Here is a 22,959-nt window from a genome sequence, read left to right on the forward strand (position 1 = left end):
TGCAGTAGCATTCTTTTTTTTAATATGTTATAATAAAAAAGATTTTTGAATAAGAAGGAGGCATATTATTATGAGCGGTAATAATAAAAAATTACCAAAGGAAGCTTATGGTGGCGTGTCTGGTAAAGATTACGTACCATATATATCGACAGGAGACAAAAAAGGTGCAAATGTTGCAGTTATAATTATCGGTGCGATTCTTGCAGTTATCTTTGCTGCATCAACTGCATACTCTGGTATGAAGGCAGGTCTGACAGTTGCAGCAGGTATTCCAGGGTCAATAATTGGTTCTGCATTGGTAGCTGCATTTGCAAAGAAAAAGGGTATCTTAGGTAAAAACATTGTTCAAGGTATGGCTAGTGGTGGTGAATCTGTTGCCAGTGGTATGATATTCATTTTACCAGCAGTATTTCTAATAGGAGCTAGAGTTTCTTTCCTAGAAGGTTTTGTGGTAGGTGTAGGTGGCGTGTTCTTCGGAATAGGTGTTGCATCACTTGTTCACAATTATCTAATTATAGAAGAGCATGGTAAACTTATGTATCCTGAAGCAATGGCAATTTCAGAAACATTAGTAGCATCAACTAATGGTGGAGATTCAATGAAATTCATGGGAATGGGATTTGGAATAGGTGGTTTAATAACAGTCCTATCTTCATCATTCTTAAATGTAGCAAACACTGTATTTAGTTTAATAGGGAATAAATTTTATAAATTTAAGTTTGAGGTTGAAGCAAATCCACTGTTACTAGGTATTGGATTTATAGTAGGTCTTGACGTAGCAATTACAATGTTTGCAGGTTCAATACTTTCAAACTTTGGTATTATGCCTTTAATCGGTTATTTTGCTGGAATGGCAGGAGACGGAGTTCAAGTTTGGAACAATCCAGCTATGGGAATAAGTCAGATGGATGTAAATGCTATTGCTGGAAACTATGTTAAGTATATAGGTGCAGGAATGATGTTATGTGGTGGTATCATAGGAGCTATAAATCTTATACCAACAATAATATCTTCTGTAAAGGAAACTCTTAAAGCTAGAAACTCTGAATCATCTGATGAAAAGGGAGGTATACAGCCACTATTACTAACTGCAGGTGTAATTGCAGCAGTAGTAGGATCATTTATGGTATCTAGCTCTTTAACAATGACAATTGTGGGAGTGATAGTTGCATTTATACTAGCTGGCCTTTTTGTTATAGTTGCAGGACGTTTAACAGGTACAATTGGTACTTCAAATCTTCCTGTATCAGGTATGACAATAGCATCTCTAGTAATAGCTACACTAGTATTTGTAATAATGAAGTGGACTAATGTTGCAGACAACAGATCACTTCTATTGATATCAACATTTATAGTTGTCGCAATATCAATTGCAGGTGGTTATTCTCAGTCACAAAAGGTTACATTTATAGTAGGTGGTAGTAAGAATGAAATGCAAAGAGCATTTGCTTTAGCTGGTGTAATAGGTGTAATAGTTGTTGTTGGAACAATACTTATATTATCTGATAAACTTGCTATAACAGGTGATAACCCACCATTTGCATTACCACAAGCTAACCTAATGTCAACATTGACATCAGGCATCATGTCAGGTAAGCTACCTTGGGTAATGATACTAGTTGGTGTTGTAATAGCACTTGTAATGTATTTTTTAAATCTACCTATAATGACAATAGCTATAGGTTTCTATTTACCGGTATCTACAACAATGATTATATTAGTAGGGGCATTACTTCGTGTATTGGTAGAAAAAACAGCTAAGTCTGAAGAAGAAAAAGATGTGAAGCTATCAAATGGAGTAAGTTTATCTTCAGGACTTGTTGCAGGTGGATCAATTATAGGTCTAGTAGGTATAGTTCTACAGATAACAAATATAGTTGGTGGAAAAGCACCAAGTGGATTTGCAGCCGGAAATGGAATGGCTTTAATACTTCTAGCATTACTATGCGTACTTACTTTATTACCTATAATGACGTCTAAAGTAAAGAATGAAAAATAGTTTATAATATAAAAAGAAAAGTAAGTGATTGATATGGAAACAAATGAAGACGTATTAAACATTGTATATAAAAAAAATAATGGTTTCAATTATGAAACTGATGAAAATGGAATAATAACAGTTCTTGAAAAACAGGATCATTGGATACAGAGATTTTTTAGAAAAATTGGTTTTAGAATACCAAAGTATAAAAAGACTGAACTAGATAAGTTTGGTAGTTTTATTGTAAATCAGGTAGATGGTGAAAAAACTGTTGAAGAAATAGGGATTCTTCTGAGCGATGAGTTCGGTGAAGAAGCAAATCCTCTATATGAAAGACTTTTATTATTTCTCAACTACATTGATGTAGATTGTAACTACATTGAAAGAATAGCTCAGTAAAAAATTATAATTACAATGGAGGCAGTAATTGGATATACCATTTACTGCCTCTTTTTTTAGAAAATATTTAAAAATATCTATAATAGAGAAATTTCTTCTTCAATTAAAAGCCTTTCATTGACTCTAGCTGAAGCATACTCGACATCTAAATCATTTGTATGTTCTCCTAAAATTCTATATTTTATAAGGTTTTTACTATCTAGCATATGTGCTTTAAAAGCTTCTTCGCTAGGGCTATTTGTTTTTATCTTGCCCATTTTTTCAAGTAGTTTTGTATTAACCTTTCCATTGCAAATAAAGTAGCCTATTAACTCACAAGATGAATCTAAAAGCTTCAAAGAATTTTCAATGCAATCTCTACCATGCTCTGAATCAGGGAAAAATCCCATAGTAGCTAGTAGAAATACCTTTTTATTTCTTAACTTCAATATAAAATCCTTCATCTTAGTATTCGGAGCAGATCTGTCCACCCAAAAAGTAGGAATAACAATATCATAAAGTTCAATATCGAAATCGTCGTCAATTTCAAAAATATTTTTAGTATACTTTTCAGGTATATTTTCAAAAACACCTTCAGCTAATTTTTTAGTATTACCAGTTAAAGAATTGTAAACAAGAGCTATTTTCATTTTTCAAACCTCCAAAATTTAATATTACATACATATTAACACATATAAGCTGAATTAATTCTAAACTGAACAATTTTCAAAAATATACTTTTAAAGTAAAATATATTGGATATTCCTTTATATAAAATCAAATATATGAGATAATTAATTAAGTAACAATAATTATTGTAATTTAAGTTTTATCTACACATAAAAATTAATTTAAATATATTGCTTATTGAAAGGAGTGTTTATGGATAATCTTAATATTTTGGATAAAGAAGAGATAGTTGATATAAATATTAATTACAAAGCTCTTTGTGAGAATCTTGTAAGAGGAAACTTTGAAAATTCTTACATTGAATTTGAAAGATGTATATCTTCTTGGATAGAAAAAAACAATTTAGTTGTATTTAGAGCATTTCTAAACAGTTTAAACTATGCAATTTATTATTATGTACTATATACATATAATAAAACTTTTAATAGATCTTGTATTCATTGTACTATGCTTATGCATAGAGAGATTAATAAAGATAATGTAATTAAAATAGCAAGAAGCATAATAGATGAATATTACGATGAGATGATAGAAGAAAGAATAATTGTAACAAACCCTCTTCTTCAAGAAGTTTTTGAACTAATAGAGGATAAAATATCGGAAATAATAAACCTAGATTTAATTGCAAAAGAAATTCATGTAAATAAAAGTTATCTTTCGAAGACGTTTAAAGCCAATACTGGTTATACATTCAGTGAATATGTAAATAATAGAAAAATAAACAGAGCAAGAAATCTTCTAATAAATAGTGAAAAAACAATCAGTCAAATTTGCAAAGAATGTGGCTATAAAAATACAACATATTTTTCATCACTTTTCAGTAAAAAGACAGGTTTTAGTCCTACAAGCTTTAGAAAAAATAGCAGTAACTTTAAAGAGAATATAAAATAATGTATAGAGAAAAACTATAGTAATAAAAAATTAAAAAAATGTTTATAAGTGGTCAAAAAGTGATATATTACTAATAACAAGAAATTTAAAAGTTCTTGAACATGTTGAAGTAAAAAAAGCCAATGAAGTGTAAATTATATTAGCCATGATATAATAGCAAAGTCTTGCTGTTATAAGATATGATTTAACTGACCTCCATAAAATTAAGTGACAGACCAAATACCAAGATGTATTTGGTCTGTATTTATTTTATTAATAAAGTTAAAAAACATTAGTGAATTTATTTATTTTAATATTTCTATTTATAAAAATATCATTAAAAAGAGAGAAGGTGATATAATAAAACTATAAGGAGGTGGAGCTATGACGAAAAAAACGAAAGCATATATTGCAATAACACTTCAAAGTTTAATAATAGGTTTTTCTTTTTTATTTGTGAAAATATCCCTAAGAAATGCAGATACATTTACTTTATTGTCGCATAGATTTACTGTGGCAGCAGTATTTTTGCTTGTGTATAGAATATTTAATAGAAATATGAATAAGATATCTCTTTCAGATTTTTTAAAAATATTGCCATATAGTATAGGATTTCCAATAGTATTTTTTCTATTTCAAACATTAGGCCTTGAAAGAATAGCTTCAGCACAAGCAGGTGTTATTCAAGCAACTATACCAATACTTACATTAATAACAGCTAGAATTATATTAAAAGAAAAAATAAATGCAATACAGAAATTTTTTATAGTAACTTCTGTGTCGGGTCTTGTATTTATAAATATTATGAAAGGGCTAAATACAAATACATACAATTATTTGGGAATGTTGTTTATACTAATATCAGCACTATCATTTGCATTATACAGTGTACTTATTAAAAAAATATCATCAAAGTATTCTACAATGGAGATAGTATATGTTGTTAATATTTCTGGATTTATTTTTTTTAATGCAGTATCTATCTATAGACATATTGTCAATCACAATATTTATAGCTACTTTTTACCATTTACAGAAAAAAGTTTCCTTTTGTCTATATTATATCTTGGTATTTTGTCATCTGTAGTTACATCAATACTTTTAACATATGCAGTAAGTAGAATAGAGGCTACAAGAGTTGGATTATTTAACAACGTTACTTCAGTAATAGCCATAATAAGTGGAAGTATCTTTCTTGGAGAAAAATTATTTTGGTATGACTTCTTAGGAATAGCTCTAGTATTGCTGTCTATAATTGGATTTAACCTTGTAAAAAAAGAAAAAGCATAAATAGTATTGTATAATCTTGTGCTTATATATATAAAATATAATTTATAAAATATGTAAAATATGGTATTATATATAATGGTATAGAGAAAGCACTGCCAAAAACAGTGCTTTTTTCAAGTTAATATAGAGATGGTAAATTTTCAAAAAAGATGCTTAACGAAAGTTATATATTTAAAAGCCTATAAAACTAAAAAGGCAGAATAAATATTATGAAGTGCATTGGGGAAAATTTAAAAATACAGGTATTCCTATAATATATAGTAAAAATACTCTAGCTAATAGCTAAGTTATGGAGTTTAAGAGTTAATTTTAAACTAGCTACATATCAATGAAAAGAAAATTAATAGAAGGAGAAAATTATGACTAAGAGAAAACAAACAGAAATATCTATAGAAAAGATAGAAGAACAAGAAAAGTATATTGAACAGGTTCACAGAATAAATGAAAATTTATTTAATAAAAAAGGAATAAGAAAGACATATACAATAGTTACTTATGGTTGTCAGATGAACGAACACGACTCTGAAATGCTAGTTTCAATGTTAGAATCAATGGGATATGTACAGTCTTTATCAGAAGAGACTGCAGACCTTGTAATATATAATACATGTGCAGTAAGAGAAAATGCGGAGCTAAAGGTTTATGGAAATCTAGGACATTTGAAGCATCTTAAAAAGAGTAGACCAGACCTTAAAATAGTAGTTTGTGGATGTATGATGCAGCAACCACACGTTGTAGAAGAGATTAAGAGAACATATAATCATGTTGACCTTATATTTGGCACACATAATCTTTACAAGTTCCCAGAACTTCTTGCAAGCACTTTTGATAGAGAAAAAATACTTGTAGACGTATGGGATGTAGATGGTGAAGTAGTAGAAGGTTTAAAGAGTAATAGAAAGTTCAGTATCAAGGCATTTGTAAATATTATGTATGGCTGCAATAACTTCTGCACATACTGTATAGTTCCATATACTAGAGGAAGAGAGAGAAGTAGAAAGCCACAGGATATAATAGATGAAATTAAAGAACTAGTAGCCAATGGAACTAAAGAGGTTACACTTCTTGGGCAGAATGTAAATTCATATGGTAAAACTCTTGACGAAGCTGAAAGAATAGATTTCGCTCAGCTTCTTAGAATGGTAAATGAAATAGAAGGTATAGAAAGAATTAGATTTATGACATCTCATCCAAAAGATATTTCAGATGATGTAATATATGCAATGAGAGACTGCGACAAAGTATGTGAGTTCCTTCACCTACCATGTCAGTCAGGAAGTACTGGACTTCTTAAAAAGATGAATAGACACTATACAAAGGAAGACTACCTAAGAATAATAGAAAAAGCTAGAAAGGAAGTACCCAATATAGCATTCTCTACAGATATAATGATAGGATTTCCAGGTGAGTCAGATGAGGATATTTGTGATACAATAGAAGTATGTGAAAAAGTAAGGTATGACTCAGCATTTACATTTATATATTCAAAGAGAAGAGGAACTCCTGCAGCTAAAATGGAGAACCAAATTCCAGAAGATATAAAGCACGAAAGATTCGACAGAGTCCTTGAAGTTGTAAACAGAATTTCTAATGAAATCAATAGCAAGTACGAAGGAAAGATAGTAGAAGTTCTTGTTGAAGGTTCAAGTAAAAAGGTAGATGAAATACTTACTGGAAAGACTAGACAGAATAAAACTGTAAACTTTACAGGTGGAGATGATTCATTAATAGGAAAACTTGTAGATGTAAAAATTACAGAACCAAGATCATTCTCACTAAATGGAGAGCTTGTAGGGGTAAAATAATAATTTTAAATAGAGGTGCTACATGAAAAAGAAATTATTAGCATTGGTATTTGTAGCTTCAGTAGTTCTTACTGGATGTAAGGATAAAGTCTATGAAGACCAGAGAATGGGAGACTCAAACAAAAGAGAAGTAAAAATGGAGTATAATATGTATACCAGAAATATGGCAGACAGTGGATACAATTGGTATACAAGATATATAAATGATTTTATAGACTCCTTAAAGGACAAGGAATATAAAGTAGATCCAGAAGTTGTAAAAGAGCAAATAAAAAAAGTTGAAATTAAAAGAGAAGAAATATCCCATATAAATGCAAAAAATGCAAAGAAAGCTCTTGATATAATTTCAGATGATTTATCTGTAAAGGAAAAAGACGATAAAAAATTTGAAAAAGAAATAGACAAATCCAAAGAGAATATAGAGAAAAACAAAAAAACTATGGATGAAATGCTCGCATCTATAGAAGATGCTCTTAAATTAGGTCTGGACGGATCTTACAGTACGGAAGACTTGTCCAAAATAAAAAATACGCAGATTAATTTGATAAAAACTTATGATGAAAAAATACTTAGCAATAATTAGTTAGTCTTTTCACTTTATTTTTTTATCAAAATGATTTAAAATAATATATATAAAACAAATAAGGAGGTAGTTTATGTCATTTGATAGAGAGAATTCTAATTTTATTAGAAATATTGTCATAGATGATTTAGAAAGCGGAAAACACGATAGTATAATTACAAGATTTCCACCTGAACCAAATGGTTATTTACATATAGGTCATGCCAAGAGTATTTGCCTTAACTTCGGGCTTGCAAAGGAGTTTAATGGTAGAGTGAATCTTAGATTCGACGATACAAACCCTACAAAAGAAGATGTAGAATACGTAGACTCAATAAAGGAAGACGTTCAGTGGTTAGGATTTAATTGGAATGAACTTCACTTTGCTTCAGATTACTTTGACGAAATGCACAAAAGAGCAATTCTTTTAATAAAGAAGGGGCTTGCGTATGTAGACGATCTAAATGCAGACCAGATAAGAGAATACAGAGGGACACTTACTGAACCAGGTAAGGAAAGTCCATATAGAAATAGAAGCGTAGAAGAAAATCTTGAACTTTTCCAGCAGATGAAAGATGGAAAGTTTGCAGATGGAGAAAAGGTATTAAGAGCTAAAATAGATATGGCTTCTCCTAATATCAACTTGAGAGACCCAGTAATATATAGAATTTCTCATACATCTCACCATAATACAGGGGACAAGTGGTGTATATATCCAATGTATACATTTGCTCATCCTTTAGAAGATGCTATTGAACATATAACTCATTCAATATGTACTCTTGAATTTGAGGATCAGAGACCTTTCTATGATTGGGTTGTAAGAGAAACTGAAATGGAAGCGACTCCAAGACAGATAGAGTTTGCAAGACTTAATATGACAAACACTGTAATGTCAAAGAGAAAGTTAAAGCAGCTAGTAGATAATAATATAGTAGATGGATGGGACGATCCAAGAATACCTACTATATCTGGACTTAGAAGAAGAGGGTATACTCCAGAATCAATAAGAAACTTCTGTGCAGAAATAGGTATATCAAAGGCTGATTCAAAGGTAGATAGCCAGATGTTAGACTTCTTCCTAAGAGAAGATCTTCAGCCAAAAGCACCTCTTGCAATGGCAGTTATAAACCCACTAAAGGTTGTAATAACTAACTATCCAGAAGGTGAAAGCGAACTTATAGAAATAGAAAATAATGCAAAAAATGAAGAAATGGGTAAGAGAATGGTAAGCTTCTCAAGAGAACTTTACGTTGAAAGAGATGACTTTATGGAAGTTCCAGTAAAGAAGTATTTCAGACTATTCCCAGGAAATGAAGTAAGACTAAAGGGTGGATACTTCGTTAAATGTAATGATGTAATAAAGGATGAAAACGGCGAAGTAACAGAAATTCACTGTACATATGACCCTGCAACTAAGAGTGGTTCAGGATTTGTAGGACGTAAGGTAAAAGCAACAATTCACTGGGTAGATGCTAACAACTGTCATCCAGCAGAATTTAGACTATTTGAACCATTAATCTTAGATGATGCACCAGAAAATGAAGGCAAGCATTTCTTAGACCAGATAAATGAAAACTCTTTAGTTATTAGAGAAGGATTTGTTGAAAAAGCAGCTTTAGAAGGTGTAGAAAAGAATGATAAATTCCAGTTCTTAAGAAATGGATTCTACAATGTAGATACTAAGTATACAACAGATGATAAGTTGGTATTTAATAGAATAGTTCCCCTAAAGAGCTCATTTAAGATGAAGAAATAATATAGATAAATTTTATAAAAAAGAGATAACTCTCATTGCTATGGGTATTATAGTAGCAATGAGAGTTTTTTTATTTAAAAACAAAAGTGACAATATATAACTGCATAGTAAAAAATACATTAGAGTGCAATAAATATTGAGAGTATTGTCATAAGGAAGGAGAAAATAATGATAGAAGAAATACTAGAATTTAATAAAAAATTTGTAGATGAAAAAGAGTATGAAAAGTATGCAACAGATAAATTGCCAAACAAAAAACTTGCAATTGTAACATGTATGGACACTAGATTGACAGAATTATTACCAGCAGCACTGGGTTTAAAAAATGGTGACGCCAAAATCATAAGAAATGCAGGGGGTACAATAGTTCATCCATTTGGAAGTGCCGTAAGAAGTCTACTAGTAGCTATATATGAACTAGGCGTAACAGATATAATGGTAATAGGTCATACAGAATGTGGAGCACAGCATATGAACATGAATCAAATGGTAGAAGCCATGAAAAAATCAGGAATTGAAGAGGAAACCATAAATAATCTGAAGTACTTTGGTGTAGATATGGACAGATGGTTAGGTGGGTTTGACTGTTTAGAAGAATCGGTAGCTGAAAGTGTAGATCTCCTTAGAAATCATCCGCTGATACCGAAAGAAATATCAGTACATGGATTTGTAATAGAAACACATACAGGTAAAATAACAGCAGTAGACTAGAGTTACTTTGAAATTCAGAATATAAAGCACTAGAAAATATAGTGAAGTATGTTCAAAATTTTACATATAAAACTATGACTGCATCAAGAAGAATTTAAGCTTGCAAAGAAAAAGAAAAGAAAAAAATTTAGATAGGAGCAAGCAGAAGAAAAATTTAAACAAAAACAAAAAAAGAAAAAAGAAAAATATAGAGGCAGATAGCCTCTATGTTTTTTGTTATAATTGTATGCGAATGGGTATATTTAATATAATAGAAAAAGGCAGATTGAAATTAATCAATTTGAGTATTATTGAAATGGGATGTGAGTATGAATAATAAAAATACAAGAAAAGAATGTGAAGAGCTATGGGCAAAAAATAAATACTATGTTTTAAGCAAATCGCATAAAATATATCTTGAAATAAGAGAATATTTAAAGAGCGAAGAAGTAGATATTTTGTTTATATATAAAAAAATAGAAGAAATAAATTTTATGAAAGAAAGTAAAAAAGATTTTAACAATGCAATACTTCATATATGGGGATATTTCAAAAAAGAAGCAAGTGAAAATGAAAAAGAAGAGCTATTTCATTTATTAGAAGAATATATGGAAGACAAAATCGAGCAAAAATCAGTAATTAAATATATTAATTATTTACTAAAAAAATATCCCAACAAATATCTACAAGAATCAACTTTATTAAAAGGAGAATAAAATGAGACTATGGCATGAAGAAATTATACATCTATTGCCAAGAAATCAGCTTCTTGGACAACACAGAGAATGTTGCGCTCTTAGAGGCAATGGATGGAAAAAGAAACACAAAACTGTAGACTACGTATTTTCATATTCTCCATATCATTTATTTGCTTATCACTTATTAGTTATGGATGAAATGGAAAAAAGAGGATACAAGGTCTCTGTAGAATGGAAAGATAAAAACTATAGAGGTAAAACAGCCGAAAAACACAATAATCTTAAAGAAGAAATAATAGATAGTCCAATCTATAAAGAACATAATACTGAATATCTGAATGAATGTATAGAAAACTTACGAAATAAAGGAATAGAATTAGAAAAATAAAAATTTAATGAATTAGCAGACATATAAAAAGGTGATAGATAGTTTTATAATCAATTATCGTTTTATATGTATGTTAAATTTAATAACTCTATGATTAGTAATAAAAAGTTTAATTACAAAGCCAACTAATAATTTCAATCTATATTCTAATAAATATTCTTATTAACAATTAAAATTTCGTATTTTTATTTCTTTTATAAAATATTTAATCATATAGTAATTTTGATTAGATAATATCAACATTAGAATTTATTATTTTTAAAATATTAAAATAAAATTAAAACTAAAATGTATAAAATGTAAAAAAAATTTATAGACGGTATTTTTAATGGATAAATATAATCGATATACATTATAATAACTATTTTTTTATTATAGTTATAATCATTAGTTAATAATTTAGTAATAATTATGATAATCATATAGAGAAAGACTATTCTGACAACTCGGCTTATTCTTTATAACTATAATCATTTACTAACTATATAAATAAATGTTATATTCACGAAGGTATAATAAATATATAGGATATATAGGGGGATTATTTAAATGCACAGAAAATCAAAATTAATGTCAAAGGCCATTGCACTATTTTTATGTTCTTTGGTGGTAGCACCTATCTCTAATTATGCTTTTCTTGTAAACTCATATGGTTCCGAAAATGAGATTTTACATGAAAATAAGCATTCGGTGATTAATCTTAAGGGAATTGGGGTTAAAAATTCAGAAACAGATGAGAATATAACAGATAAATTGACTTTTATTTATACTGATGATGAAGATCCAGGTGGTTCATTTGAAGTGACTACAGTAAATGGAAAGGTACCGTCAGTAGCTTTATTTAAGGATGAAATAACAGGATTTAGTCATACATATACAGTCACACTTAAAAAAAATGATAAGTATACAATGAAACCAGTACATATGTATATTGATGCTGATTATGGAGAGGAATCATTTGCGTATGATTTAGATAGAGATGAAGCTGCAATTGACTTTTATCGAGTAACACCTAAAGAAAATTCTACAGACGTTATTAAGAGCGATGTCAAAGTAAATACAAAAGAAGAATATGTAAGAGAAATCCTACAAATTAAAGAAGGTAATTCCACAATAAAAGACACAAAATTTAAATTCACTTTAACAGATAGCAGTGGTGAAAAAATAACATCGGAATCAGGAATGAAAACTGATTCAGGTATGCAATTATTATCTGATGAAGTGTCTTTCAAAATGAAAATTAATGAGAGCTATACTCTAAGTTTGGAAGATAATGAAAAATATGAAATGGACGATATTCACTTTAAATTTTTGAAAAAAGAAGGAGATAAATTTCCATGGATGTATTTAAATAACGGTGATGATGTATTAAATGACTTACACTTAACTAGAAAGCCAGATGGAAAGAGGATTTGCTTAAAAGATATAGAGATTGTAGATAAAAACAATAAACCTATAAATGATAATATTGACTTTGAAGTATATAATATGAGAGATAAAGGATATAAACAAAGTGTAAAATTAATAGATGGTAAATTGACTGGAATTAATATTATTGATGGTGTTAGATTTAAGATTGGACCAAAGGATGTTGAAAAGTATACTTTGGCAAAGGCAGGGAATATAAATAATACTTTTAACTTTATAAATATACTTTCAAATGGAAATAATAATTTCCCAGTTGAAACAGATTTTAGAGGTGAAGTTAAAAAAGAAAATATAGAAAAACTTGTTTTGATAAAAAAATCTGATTTGCTTGGTACAAAGCCCGAAAATAAAAAACTTGCAAATGTAAGTATAAATATTAAAGACATTTCGAAAAATAAAGAATTAATAGTTGAAGATAATATTAATTTTGAAGTCCTTGGCGGTGGAGACAAGCAAAATGTATCTAGTGAAAAAGGTAGATTAAAGTTTAATATGTATCCAGGGGAAAAATATAATATAAGAGTTGTGCCAAGTGAAAAAAATAATTATAGAATGGATGGCATGTCAATTAGTCTAAATGATAAAAACAACATAATAGATGGAAGTGGTAATATACTGGATTCACTTAATATATATCAAGGAAGATATATATTAAAAATGAGAGTAACTCACGATGGATATGTTGTAAAACCAGGATATAATTTCCAGATAAAAGGAGATGACGGAAGTGTACAGGAACTAAAAAATACTTTAGGATGGTTAACTTTTAATGGTGATAAAGATGTAAATTATACTATAAGCATGCCTAAAAATCCAACATACAACATGGAAGATATTAATTTTGTAATAAAAAAATATAAAGATGGTTATACAGCTGTATTAAATGATCCTAAGTATAAAAATGACCCTTTATTTACACAAATAGATCTTGAAAGAATAGATGGTGCAGAAAATCCAAATCAGGATATGGAAAGAGTTTTCGATCCAAATGAAGATTCACAGGGAAGTCCATGCAATCCAAATGCAGGTAATGATTGTATTTTTGCAAATAAAAAAGTTACTGTATCTGGTTTAAAAACAGTTGAATCTAAAGAAAAAGAAAAATTTACACTTAAGGAATATATTCAGTTTAGACTATTTAACAGTACAAGACAGAGATTTGAAGATAATATAGTATCTGAAGGTGGAGTAATAAAAAACTTTGATATTGTTAAAGGAATGAGATATATTATTTCGCTAGCAGATAGTGATAAATATACTATGGAAAATAATGTTTATATGGAAATAGATAATAATGAAAATCCATATAACTTTAAGGTGAATTCACCTATAAAAGATATTGTTGTTCATGAAAAAAATGAAAACAATCAAAAGAAAGAAAAAGTTGCAATAAACATAGGAGTTCTATACAAAGGAAAAGTTACAACAGAACCTGTAGAATTTGAACTTGCTAGTCCATTTGAAACAATTAAGGTTAATAGCAATGATGGAAGACTTAAAACTGAGTTATTGGAAGATATTACATACACTGTAAAAGTGAATAATAATAAATATGATGTAGTTGCATTTCCACTTGTTATAAAAGATAAGTCAGAATATAATATGGGTAAATATCCATATAATCACTCTACTTGTGAATTAGTAGAAAATATAGATTTATTAGACAAGAATGAAGCAAAAATGTATAATAGTTCAGTTTTATGCCCATCAGGTAAGACTAAAGTGGAAGGAATGAAGTTCAATAACCTTCAGTTAGCAGTGGATTATGTAGATCTTGCCAAGTATCCAAGTCTAAAAGGGAAAGATGTGCTTGGACTAGACATAAACTTGAAAAACCCATTTAGATGTGAAGTGTCTAAGTTATATGGAGACTTTACAATAACAAGAAAACTTGAAAATGGTAAAAAAGTAAAATCAGTTTACTTTATAAAAGATGGAGAGGAAAAGCAAAAACTTGAATTTACACAGGATGAAAATTTTGCAAAAATAAAAGCAGACAGTATTTCAATGTACCCTCTTGTAATAGAGTTTGAAAAAGGAAAGGGCGTAACTGGATCTGGAGCTAATTCTTCAGGAGGCGGAGGTTCATCTTCTTCATCAACAACAATTACAAAAAAAGAAGAAAATGTAACTACAAATTCTGTATTCACAAGACTTCAGAAAGAAAATAAAGTAAATAGAATTGCTGGAGAAAATAGAAAACAAACTGCAGTAGAAATATCCAAGAAAAACTATAAAAAGGCAGATACAGTAATAATAGCAAGAGCAGATTCATATGCAGATGCATTATCTTCAGCACCACTTGCAAAATCGATGAATGCACCAATACTTCTTTCAGATACTAATAGACTGGATGACTTTATTATACAAGAAATAAAGAGACTTGGAGCAAGTAATGTAGTAATAGTTGGTGGAGAAAACAGCATTGATAAAAATATAGAATCTACACTTTCTAAAATTATTAAAAATGGTGTAGACAGAGTAGCTGGAGAAAATAGATATCAGACAGCAGAAAAAATAGCTGAACTTGTAAATAAAAACATATCTAAATCAAATGAGGCAGTAGTTGCATCAGGTGAAAATTGGGCAGATGCATTATGTGCAAGTGCATTTGCATCAAAAAATAACATGCCTATAGTACTTGTAAATAATAAAACTTCTAAAAACGAAATAGACAAACAGATGAAGAATCTTGGAGTAAAGAAAGTGTATATTATTGGAGGAGAAAACTCTATAAACAAGAATATAGAAAAAAAATTACCTAAGTTAATAGAAAGGATAGCAGGAAAAGATAGATACGAAACATCTGCAAAAATTGCTCAGTATGGATTTAAAGATTCAAAGAAGGCATTTCTTGCATCAGGAGAAAACTTCGCAGATGCTTTAGTAATAGGGCCTGTAGCAGGTAATGTAGACGCACCTATTTTACTTTCAAATAAAGACGAAAGTAAAACAGCTTTAACAGATAATCATAATAGTCTTGAAAGCTTAACAATAATAGGTGGAAAAAATAGTCTTAAATAAATAAAAACTTCAAAATAAATAATAAAAACGGTTCTATAATATTTAACGTTGATGGTAATAAAAAAGTATTCTTGGTCGAAAGGCTAGGAAGACAAAATTACTGTCAGCGTTATTTTCTTATAGAACCTTTAAAACTGACTTTATAGCAGTTTTTATTGACACGCAAAAAATTAAGTAATATTATAAATTAAAGGAAGGTTGGATTTTCGCCAGCCTTCCCAATAATCAAATATTTATTTTTATGTTCCTTATTTTCTTTTTAAGAATCTTCCATACAATCCTGTTATTTCAGTTATATAGTTTTCTACTTCTTTTGTTAGTTCTCCATCTAGAAGTCTAAATTTCCAGTTTTTCTCTATTGTCGATGGAGTATTTATTCTTGCCCATCCACCAAAATCCAACCAATCTTGAATAGGTATAATTGCCGTATCAGAACAAGATGCCATTACAGCTCTTATAAAGCCTTCTGTATATTTATCATAGCTGTCTAGTCTTAGATATTTCATTGCATATTCTCTTTGACCATCGAATGTTGTTTCCAACCATTCTGCAAGAGTCTTGTTGTCATGTGTTCCAGTATAGGCTACTGTGTTTTTGTAGTATCTATGGGGAAGATTTAGGTTGTCAGCGTCTGAGTTAAATCCGAATTGAATTACCTTCATTCCAGGGTAAGTTGTATATTCTAAAAGTTCTCTTACATCTTCTGTAATAATTCCTAAATCTTCAGCGACAATATTTGTGTTTTTAACTTTATTTTTAACTATATTAAAGAAGTTTTTTCCTGGTCCTTTTATCCATTTTCCTTCTTTAGGATTTTTTGTCTTTTTATCTATGGAATAAAAGCTTTCAAAAGCTCTGAAATGATCTATTCTAAGGATATCATAGACTTCAAATGATTTTTTTATTCTTTCAACCCACCATTTGTAAGCCGTAGATTTTAAGTACTCCCAATCGTAAAGAGGGTTTCCCCAGCATTGTCCTTCGCTTGAAAATTCGTCTGGTGGTACACCGGCTATACAACTTACTTCTAGGTTTTCATCTGTTAAAAACATTTCTCTATGAAAGTAAAAATCTGAACTATCTTGAGAAATATATATTGGCATATCTCCAAAGATTTCTACGGAATTTTTATTTGCATATTCTTTTAATTTATCCCATTGTTCGTAAAATTTATATTGTAAAAATTTATTGTAATTAAATATTTCTTTATATTCTTCTAATATTTCTTCATCTGCACTTTTCAGTTCATCAAAATTTTTTACGATTTTCCAGTCCCAATATGCTTTGTTTTGATTAATATGTTTCATGGACATATAGCTACAGTATTCTTCTAACCAAAAATGATTTTCTTCACAAAATTTATTATATTTCTTTTTTGAGGAAGTGGGTAGAAGTTTAAAGTTTTTAAAGGCTTCTTTTAAAAGTATTTCTTTAAGTGCTCTTGCTTTTTCGTAATCAATATATCTCGGATCTGTTTCATATTTATCCTTAGGAATAGAAGAAACAAATTCTTCACTTAATAAGGCTTCCTCTAAAAGTAGATCTATATCGATAAAATCTGGATTTCCTGAAAAAGCTCCACTTGTTTTATAAGGAGAGTAGTATTCATCTGCACTAGTCGATGTTATTGGTAAAACTTGCCATATTGTTTGCCCTGTTCTTGCTAAAAAATCTATGAAATTATATGCCTCTTTACCTAGACTTCCTATGCCATATTTTGAAGCTAGTGAAAAGATTGGGAGTAGTATACCTGCTTTTCTCATATTATCACCTTCTAAATTTGAGTAATTTTAACTTCTGTCTATTGCGTTTTTAAATACAATACTATCTCTGCTGTGATATTTTTCATTCAATAATATTGCTGTATATGATTCAGGTCCTATAAGAATACCGTATTCTGTCATATAAGCTTCTTTGTTTCCATATATCCATGTAGCAGATTTGTCCATATCTATAATTATGGCTTTATCTGAAAGGTTTACTACACAAAGAATGTTACTTCTCAAATAGGCGATGTGTTTTTTGCCAAAGTCAATTAATTTAAAACCTGTGATAAAGTTATCTCTAAATTTTTTTCTAAATGAAGTAAGTTCTTTATAGTGTTCCAATAGCTCCATATCTATATTTTCGTAATCGAAAGCAGCTCTGTTGAAAGGGTCTTTAAATCCCTGCATACCTATTTCATCTCCATAATAAATTGATGGAATACCAGGCAAAGTAAATTGTAGAAAAGATGCAAATTTTACAAGTTCAGATGATTTATTGTATTCTTCAGAACTTAATTTAAAATATTTGCTATCCTCATATTTAACAGTAGATATATCTACTCCTAATGCAGTTATTATTCTTTCTATATCGTGGCTAGATAGGAGATTCATAAGCGTATCTATTGCTGGTCTTGGGTAATTGTTTATGATTTCTGATATATTGTTTGAGAAAGCAGCAGCATCTTTATTTATTAAAAAGTCTACAATTGCATTTCTCCAGGGATAATTCATAACAGAATCCATTTGTTGCCCTAATAAATATCTTCTATTTAATCCGTATGCTACTTTATTACTAGCGTCTTCCCATACTTCACCTATTAAAAGAGCATCTTCATCATAGTTTTTTACAGTTTTTCTAATTTTATCTAGAAAAGAATCTGGAAGTTCGTCTATTACATCTAGTCTCCAACCACTAGCGCCCATTTTTTGCCAATAATTTAAGACTCCATTTTCTTCATTACAGATAAAGTCTATATAGTCCTTATTTTCTTTGTTAATAGTAGGGAGGTTATCAAATCCCCACCAAGAATCGTATTTATCTGGATAGTCTATAAAGCTATACCAAGGATAGTAGCGAGACTTTATAGAGTTATATGCTCCAATTTCAGGGTAGTTGCTCTCCTTATTAAAGTATATGCTGTCTGACCCAGTATGATTAAAAACACCATCAAGAATTATTTTTATATTCTTGTCTTTAAGTTTATGACATAAATCCAAAAAAATTTTATTATTGCCCAAATAAGGATCAACATTGAAATAGTTTGCTGTTGAATATCTGTGGTTTTCGGCACTTTCAAATATAGGGTTTAAATATATAAGATCTATGTTTAAATCTTTAAGATATTCAAGTCTATCGTATATTCCATCTAAATTTCCCATAAAAAAGTCTTTTGCCGAGTATAGTTTAGTATCCAAGGGTGAGTTTGGTATATTATACCAACTGTCCTGTTTTGTTCTCTCTATTTCATTTACTGCCATTTCTGCGTGATAGTTTGGTGAACAATAAAATCTATCTGGAAATATTTGATACATTATTCCACCTTTTATCCAGTCTGGAGTGCTAAATTCTTCATCATAAACTGTTAATTGCCAAGGTATAATATGATCTGAAATTTTTGCTTCTCCATTTACTTTTGAAACTATATTTATTTTGCTATCATCTAGAATTTCAAAAAAGTAAAAGTATATGCCAGTTTGGAGAGAGTCTATGCTTGTTGAGTAAACATAGTAATCAGTAATTTTATTTATTTTTTTCATTTCAAATTTTAATACATCTGACTTGTCTGTATTATTATAAAGTAGTAAGTTTATGGAATTGTGCTTAAAATTTTCGTGTAAAAGTATTCTAATCTCTTTTTTCTCATTATTCCTAATAGCACCGATTGGTTTATTAAATTCAATAGGTGAGTAAATAATTTCTTTCATATTAGTTGCCTCCCTTCCTAAATTTTATCTATTATTCTTATAATACATTATATACCATTTAATTATAGTATATATCAAGTTATTAGTTAAAAAAATATCTTTTTAGTTAGCTTTTTAATTATGTTTTCTAGTATTTAATCTATTTTATTTATTATAGCTACGAAAAACAGATATAAATTAATATATATTTTAAAATTTTAAGTAAATATCTGAAAATTTTATATTTATGTTAAATAGATTTATTTGATTAAATAATATTAAAGTATTTCTTTTTTAAAAAAATTCTCAAATATAAGTTATGTATTTTTTTATAGGAATATTTCATAATTTATACATATAGATGTAGTATAATATTTATATGAATTTCTAAATAGTAAAGCTAGATTAGTGTTACTGTATTTTTTGAAAAAGTCAAAGAAAGAGTACTTATTTTAAAAAACATTTTCCTTGTATATTTTTTAAATATTGATGATACTTATCTGAAAACTTGCAAAATACTAGTGTGAAATTGTCATTTATATGATAGTATTATTATAAGGTTAGTATTTATATTTAAAAATAGCTATAAAAAAAACAATATAAATTCTATTATATCGAGAATATTAATGTTCAAATGGGGTGAATAAGTCTATGAATACATTTAAAAGGGATGAAATGGCAGAGTATCTTTTTCATGAAGGAAGAAACTACAAGTCTTATGAATATTTTGGTTCTTTTTTAGATAAGGATTGTTGTACTTTCAGAGTGTGGGCTCCAAATGCTAAGAGAGTTTATGTAACAGGTGAATTTTGTAATTGGGAAGCTAAAAAGTACGAGGCTAAAAAAATTACAGAAGCTGGTATATATGAATGTGAAATTAAAGGTGTTAAGAAGTTTGACTGCTACAAATATGTATTTGAAACTGCAGATGGAAGAATTATCTATAAATCAGATCCATATGCAAGGCACTTTGAAACAAGACCTGGAACTTCTTCTAAGGTCTATAATATTTCAGAATATGAGTGGTCAGATAAAGATTGGATGAAGGAAAGAGAAGTTCCATATAACAAGGCTATGAATATTTATGAGCTTCATTTGGGCTCATGGAAGTTAAAAGATGATGGAAGTTTTTATTCATATCTTGAATTAGCTGAAGATTTGGTTAATTATGTAAAGAAAATGAACTATACACACATAGAAATTCTCCCTATTATGGAACATCCCTATGATAAATCTTGGGGGTATCAAGTTACTGGTTATTTTGCACCAACTTCAAGATACGGGCTTCCTGAAGAATTTATGCACTTTGTCGATGAGTGCCATAAAAATAATATTGGTGTTATTTTGGATTGGGTTCCAGGACATTTTCCAAAAGATGAGTCTGGACTTTGTGAGTTTGATGGTGGATATGTATATGAGTATTCAGATTCAAGAAAGATGGAGCATAAGGAATGGGGAACTAGGGTTTTTGATTACAGCAGAAATGAAGTTCTTTCTTTTTTAATTTCAAATGCAGTTTATTGGATTGAAAAATATCATATAGATGGTCTTCGTGTAGATGCAGTTTCTTCGATGTTATATTTAGACTACGGAAGAAAAAAAGGTGAGTGGATTCCAAATGAAGATGGTGGAAATTATAATTTAGAAGCTATTAAATTTTTTAGGGATTTAAATGTTTATATAAAGGAAAACTTTTCAGGAGCAATGATGATTGCAGAAGAGTCTTCTTCTTGGCCTAAGGTTACTGCAGATGTTGAATATGGTGGATTAGGATTTAATTTTAAATGGAATATGGGTTGGATGAATGATTCTCTTGACTACTTGTCTACAGATCCATTTTTTAGAAAGGGAGTTCACGATAAGATGACATTTTCTCTAACATATGCTTTTTCTGAAAATTATATTTTGCCATTGTCTCATGATGAAGTGGTTCATGGCAAAAAATCTATACTAGACAAGGCAGATGTTGAATTTGAAAATAAATTTAGTAATATGAGAGCTTTTATAGCATATATGTTTGCACATCCTGGCAAGAAGCTTACTTTTATGGGTTGTGATATTTCACAGGTTATTGAATGGGATGAGAGCAAGGAGCTTGACTGGATGCTTCTAGATTATCCACTACATGAAAAAAATCATAGATTTATAAAGGAGTTAAATAAGGTCTACCTAAACAATTCTACTCTTTGGGAGAATGATACTTCTTGGTCTGGTTTTAAGTGGAATACAGTAGACGATTCTAAAAATAATGTTTTGGCATTTACTAGAAAAGATAAAAAGGGAAATGAACTTCTCCTTGTAAGCAACTTTTCATCTCAACATCTTAAAAAGTATAAGATAGGTGTTGATAAAAAACAAAAGTATAGTATTTTAATGAATACGGATGCAAAAAAATATGGTGGAAACGGATTTGTAAATAGGAATCTTCGTTCTGTAAAGGAAAAATGGAATAATTTTGATTATACTCTAAAGCTTAATATTCCACCGTTTTCAACAATGTATTTAGTTAAAAAATAGAGTGATTGAGAGGTATTATTATGAGTCTAAAAAAAGAAATTGTAGCAATGTTATTAGCAGGTGGACAGGGAACTCGCCTTCAGACTTTAACTAAAACAATGGCAAAGCCAGCAGTTCCATTTGGTGGAAAGTATAGAATAATAGATTTTCCATTATCAAATTGTGTAAACTCAGGAATTTCTACAGTAGGCGTTTTGACACAGTTTATGCCACTTGAATTAAATTCTTATATGGGCAATGGTTCGCCATGGGATTTAGATAGAATGGATGGAGGTTTATCTATTCTTCCACCATATACTGGCGGAGAAACTGGAGATTGGTACAAAGGTACTGCAAATGCCATATACCAAAATATGACTTATATTGAACAGTATAATCCTGAGTATGTATTGATACTTTCAGGAGATCATATATATAAAATGAACTATAATGAAATGCTAAATTTTCATAAAGAAAAAAATGCAGATTTAACTATAGCCCATATTGAAGTAAGTCTTGAAGAGGCTAGTAGATTCGGTATTTTAAATACTTTATCTGATTTATCTGTAAGCGAATTTGTAGAAAAACCGAAAAATCCTATTTCGAGAAAAGCTTCTATGGGGATATATATTTTTAACTGGATTGAACTGAAAAAATATCTGGAAAAATGCGAAAATGCTGAAAATACTACACATGATTTCGGAAAAGATATAATACCAATGATGTTGAAGGATAATAAAAAAATATTTGCATATCCTTTCAAGGGTTATTGGAAAGATGTTGGAACAGTAGAAAGTTTGTGGCAAGCAAACATGGATCTTATACAAAAAGAAGAAGAATTTAATATTCATGATCCTCTTTGGAGAATATATTGTAGGCATTATGAATCTATGCCACAGTATATAGGAAAGACGGCAAAGCTTTCAAACTCAATGGTATCAGAAGGGACATCTGTTAAAGGGAAAGTTGTAGAATCTGTAATATCTTCAGATGTTGTTATAGAAGAAGGATCAGAGATAGTAAATAGTGTAATCATGAAAAATGCCTATATAGGCAAAGGTGTAAAAATATATAATTCAATAGTTGCAGAAGAAGCCATTATTGAAGAAGGCGCTATAGTTGGACACAAGAAAATACAATTAGGTAAGGATATGATAACTGTAGTTGCTAGCAAGGATATAATTCCTAAGAACCAAGTATTTAAAAAGGAAATAGCAGGAGGTAAATAG

Annotated in this window: 16 protein-coding genes; 13 read left to right on the forward strand and 3 right to left on the reverse strand. The window is 29.4% G+C overall.

All coding sequences use genetic code 11. The features are described 5' to 3' along the window. The first annotated feature begins 70 nt into the window (after window positions 1-70). Both BMY82_RS01095 and BMY82_RS01100 read left to right on the forward strand, forming a co-directional pair. Window positions 71-1,999: an OPT family oligopeptide transporter gene (locus BMY82_RS01095; RefSeq protein WP_091973513.1), complete on the forward strand. Its 1,929-nt coding sequence runs from the start codon at window positions 71-73 to the stop codon at window positions 1,997-1,999. 33 nt (window positions 2,000-2,032) lie between these two features. Continuing rightward, window positions 2,033-2,380: a PqqD family peptide modification chaperone gene (locus tag BMY82_RS01100; protein WP_091973515.1), complete on the forward strand. Its 348-nt coding sequence runs from the start codon at window positions 2,033-2,035 to the stop codon at window positions 2,378-2,380. A 77-nt stretch (window positions 2,381-2,457) separates the two neighbouring features. Here the strand turns inward: BMY82_RS01100 and BMY82_RS01105 are convergent, their stop codons facing one another. Continuing rightward, entirely contained in the window at window positions 2,458-3,009 is a 552-nt protein-coding gene (locus tag BMY82_RS01105; RefSeq protein ID WP_091973518.1) for a flavodoxin family protein, read from the reverse strand. A 232-nt stretch (window positions 3,010-3,241) separates the two neighbouring features. Here BMY82_RS01105 and BMY82_RS01110 point away from each other — a divergent pair, with 232 nt between their 5' ends. The 9 genes from BMY82_RS01110 to BMY82_RS01155 all read left to right on the forward strand — a co-directional run bounded on the left by BMY82_RS01110 (window position 3,242) and on the right by BMY82_RS01155 (window position 15,563). Continuing rightward, window positions 3,242-3,940 (forward strand): helix-turn-helix domain-containing protein, encoded by a 699-nt coding sequence (locus BMY82_RS01110; RefSeq protein WP_091973521.1) that lies wholly within the window; start codon window positions 3,242-3,244, stop codon window positions 3,938-3,940. A gap of 363 nt (window positions 3,941-4,303) precedes the next feature. Beyond that, on the forward strand, window positions 4,304-5,209 hold the full coding sequence (locus BMY82_RS01115; protein ID WP_091973524.1) for a DMT family transporter: 906 nt from the start codon (window positions 4,304-4,306) through the stop codon (window positions 5,207-5,209). A 359-nt stretch (window positions 5,210-5,568) separates the two neighbouring features. After that, a complete protein-coding gene (miaB, locus tag BMY82_RS01120) occupies window positions 5,569-7,014 on the forward strand; it encodes a tRNA (N6-isopentenyl adenosine(37)-C2)-methylthiotransferase MiaB (RefSeq protein ID WP_091973527.1) in 1,446 nt (481 codons plus the stop codon). A 22-nt stretch (window positions 7,015-7,036) separates the two neighbouring features. Beyond that, complete coding sequence (locus tag BMY82_RS01125) at window positions 7,037-7,597, forward strand: hypothetical protein (RefSeq protein ID WP_091973530.1); 561 nt, start codon at window positions 7,037-7,039, stop codon at window positions 7,595-7,597. Between the two features lie 73 nt (window positions 7,598-7,670). Beyond that, window positions 7,671-9,335, forward strand: a complete 1,665-nt coding sequence (locus BMY82_RS01130; protein WP_091973533.1) for a glutamine--tRNA ligase/YqeY domain fusion protein — start codon at window positions 7,671-7,673, stop codon at window positions 9,333-9,335. Between the two features lie 168 nt (window positions 9,336-9,503). Then, window positions 9,504-10,046 (forward strand): beta-class carbonic anhydrase, encoded by a 543-nt coding sequence (locus tag BMY82_RS01135; protein ID WP_091973536.1) that lies wholly within the window; start codon window positions 9,504-9,506, stop codon window positions 10,044-10,046. 308 nt (window positions 10,047-10,354) lie between these two features. Then, window positions 10,355-10,741 (forward strand): YbgA family protein, encoded by a 387-nt coding sequence (locus BMY82_RS01145; RefSeq protein ID WP_091973542.1) that lies wholly within the window; start codon window positions 10,355-10,357, stop codon window positions 10,739-10,741. Between the two features lies 1 nt (window position 10,742). Further along, the gene (locus BMY82_RS01150) at window positions 10,743-11,111 is read left to right on the forward strand and encodes a TIGR02328 family protein (protein WP_091973546.1); all 369 of its coding nucleotides are present in this window, start codon (window positions 10,743-10,745) and stop codon (window positions 11,109-11,111) included. Window positions 11,112-11,660: 549 nt separating this feature from the next. Then, window positions 11,661-15,563, forward strand: coding sequence for a cell wall-binding repeat-containing protein (locus BMY82_RS01155; RefSeq protein WP_091973549.1), 3,903 nt, complete (start codon window positions 11,661-11,663; stop codon window positions 15,561-15,563). Between the two features lie 248 nt (window positions 15,564-15,811). Here the strand turns inward: BMY82_RS01155 and malQ are convergent, their stop codons facing one another. Further along, window positions 15,812-17,326, reverse strand: a complete 1,515-nt coding sequence (gene malQ / locus BMY82_RS01160) for a 4-alpha-glucanotransferase (RefSeq protein ID WP_091973552.1) — start codon at window positions 17,324-17,326, stop codon at window positions 15,812-15,814. Window positions 17,327-17,353: 27 nt separating this feature from the next. Further along, entirely contained in the window at window positions 17,354-19,255 is a 1,902-nt protein-coding gene (locus BMY82_RS01165; protein ID WP_091973555.1) for a glycoside hydrolase family 13 protein, read from the reverse strand. Window positions 19,256-19,885: 630 nt separating this feature from the next. Here BMY82_RS01165 and glgB point away from each other — a divergent pair. Then, window positions 19,886-21,751 carry a 1,4-alpha-glucan branching protein GlgB gene (glgB, locus tag BMY82_RS01170; protein WP_207645472.1) on the forward strand — a complete coding sequence of 622 codons (1,866 nt, stop codon included), beginning with the start codon at window positions 19,886-19,888 and terminating at the stop codon, window positions 21,749-21,751. Window positions 21,752-21,771: 20 nt separating this feature from the next. Then, window positions 21,772-22,959, forward strand: a complete 1,188-nt coding sequence (locus BMY82_RS01175; protein WP_091973558.1) for a glucose-1-phosphate adenylyltransferase — start codon at window positions 21,772-21,774, stop codon at window positions 22,957-22,959.

This window comes from Peptostreptococcus russellii, from assembly GCF_900110295.1.
In the GTDB taxonomy this organism is placed as follows: domain Bacteria; phylum Bacillota; class Clostridia; order Peptostreptococcales; family Peptostreptococcaceae; genus Peptostreptococcus; species Peptostreptococcus russellii_A.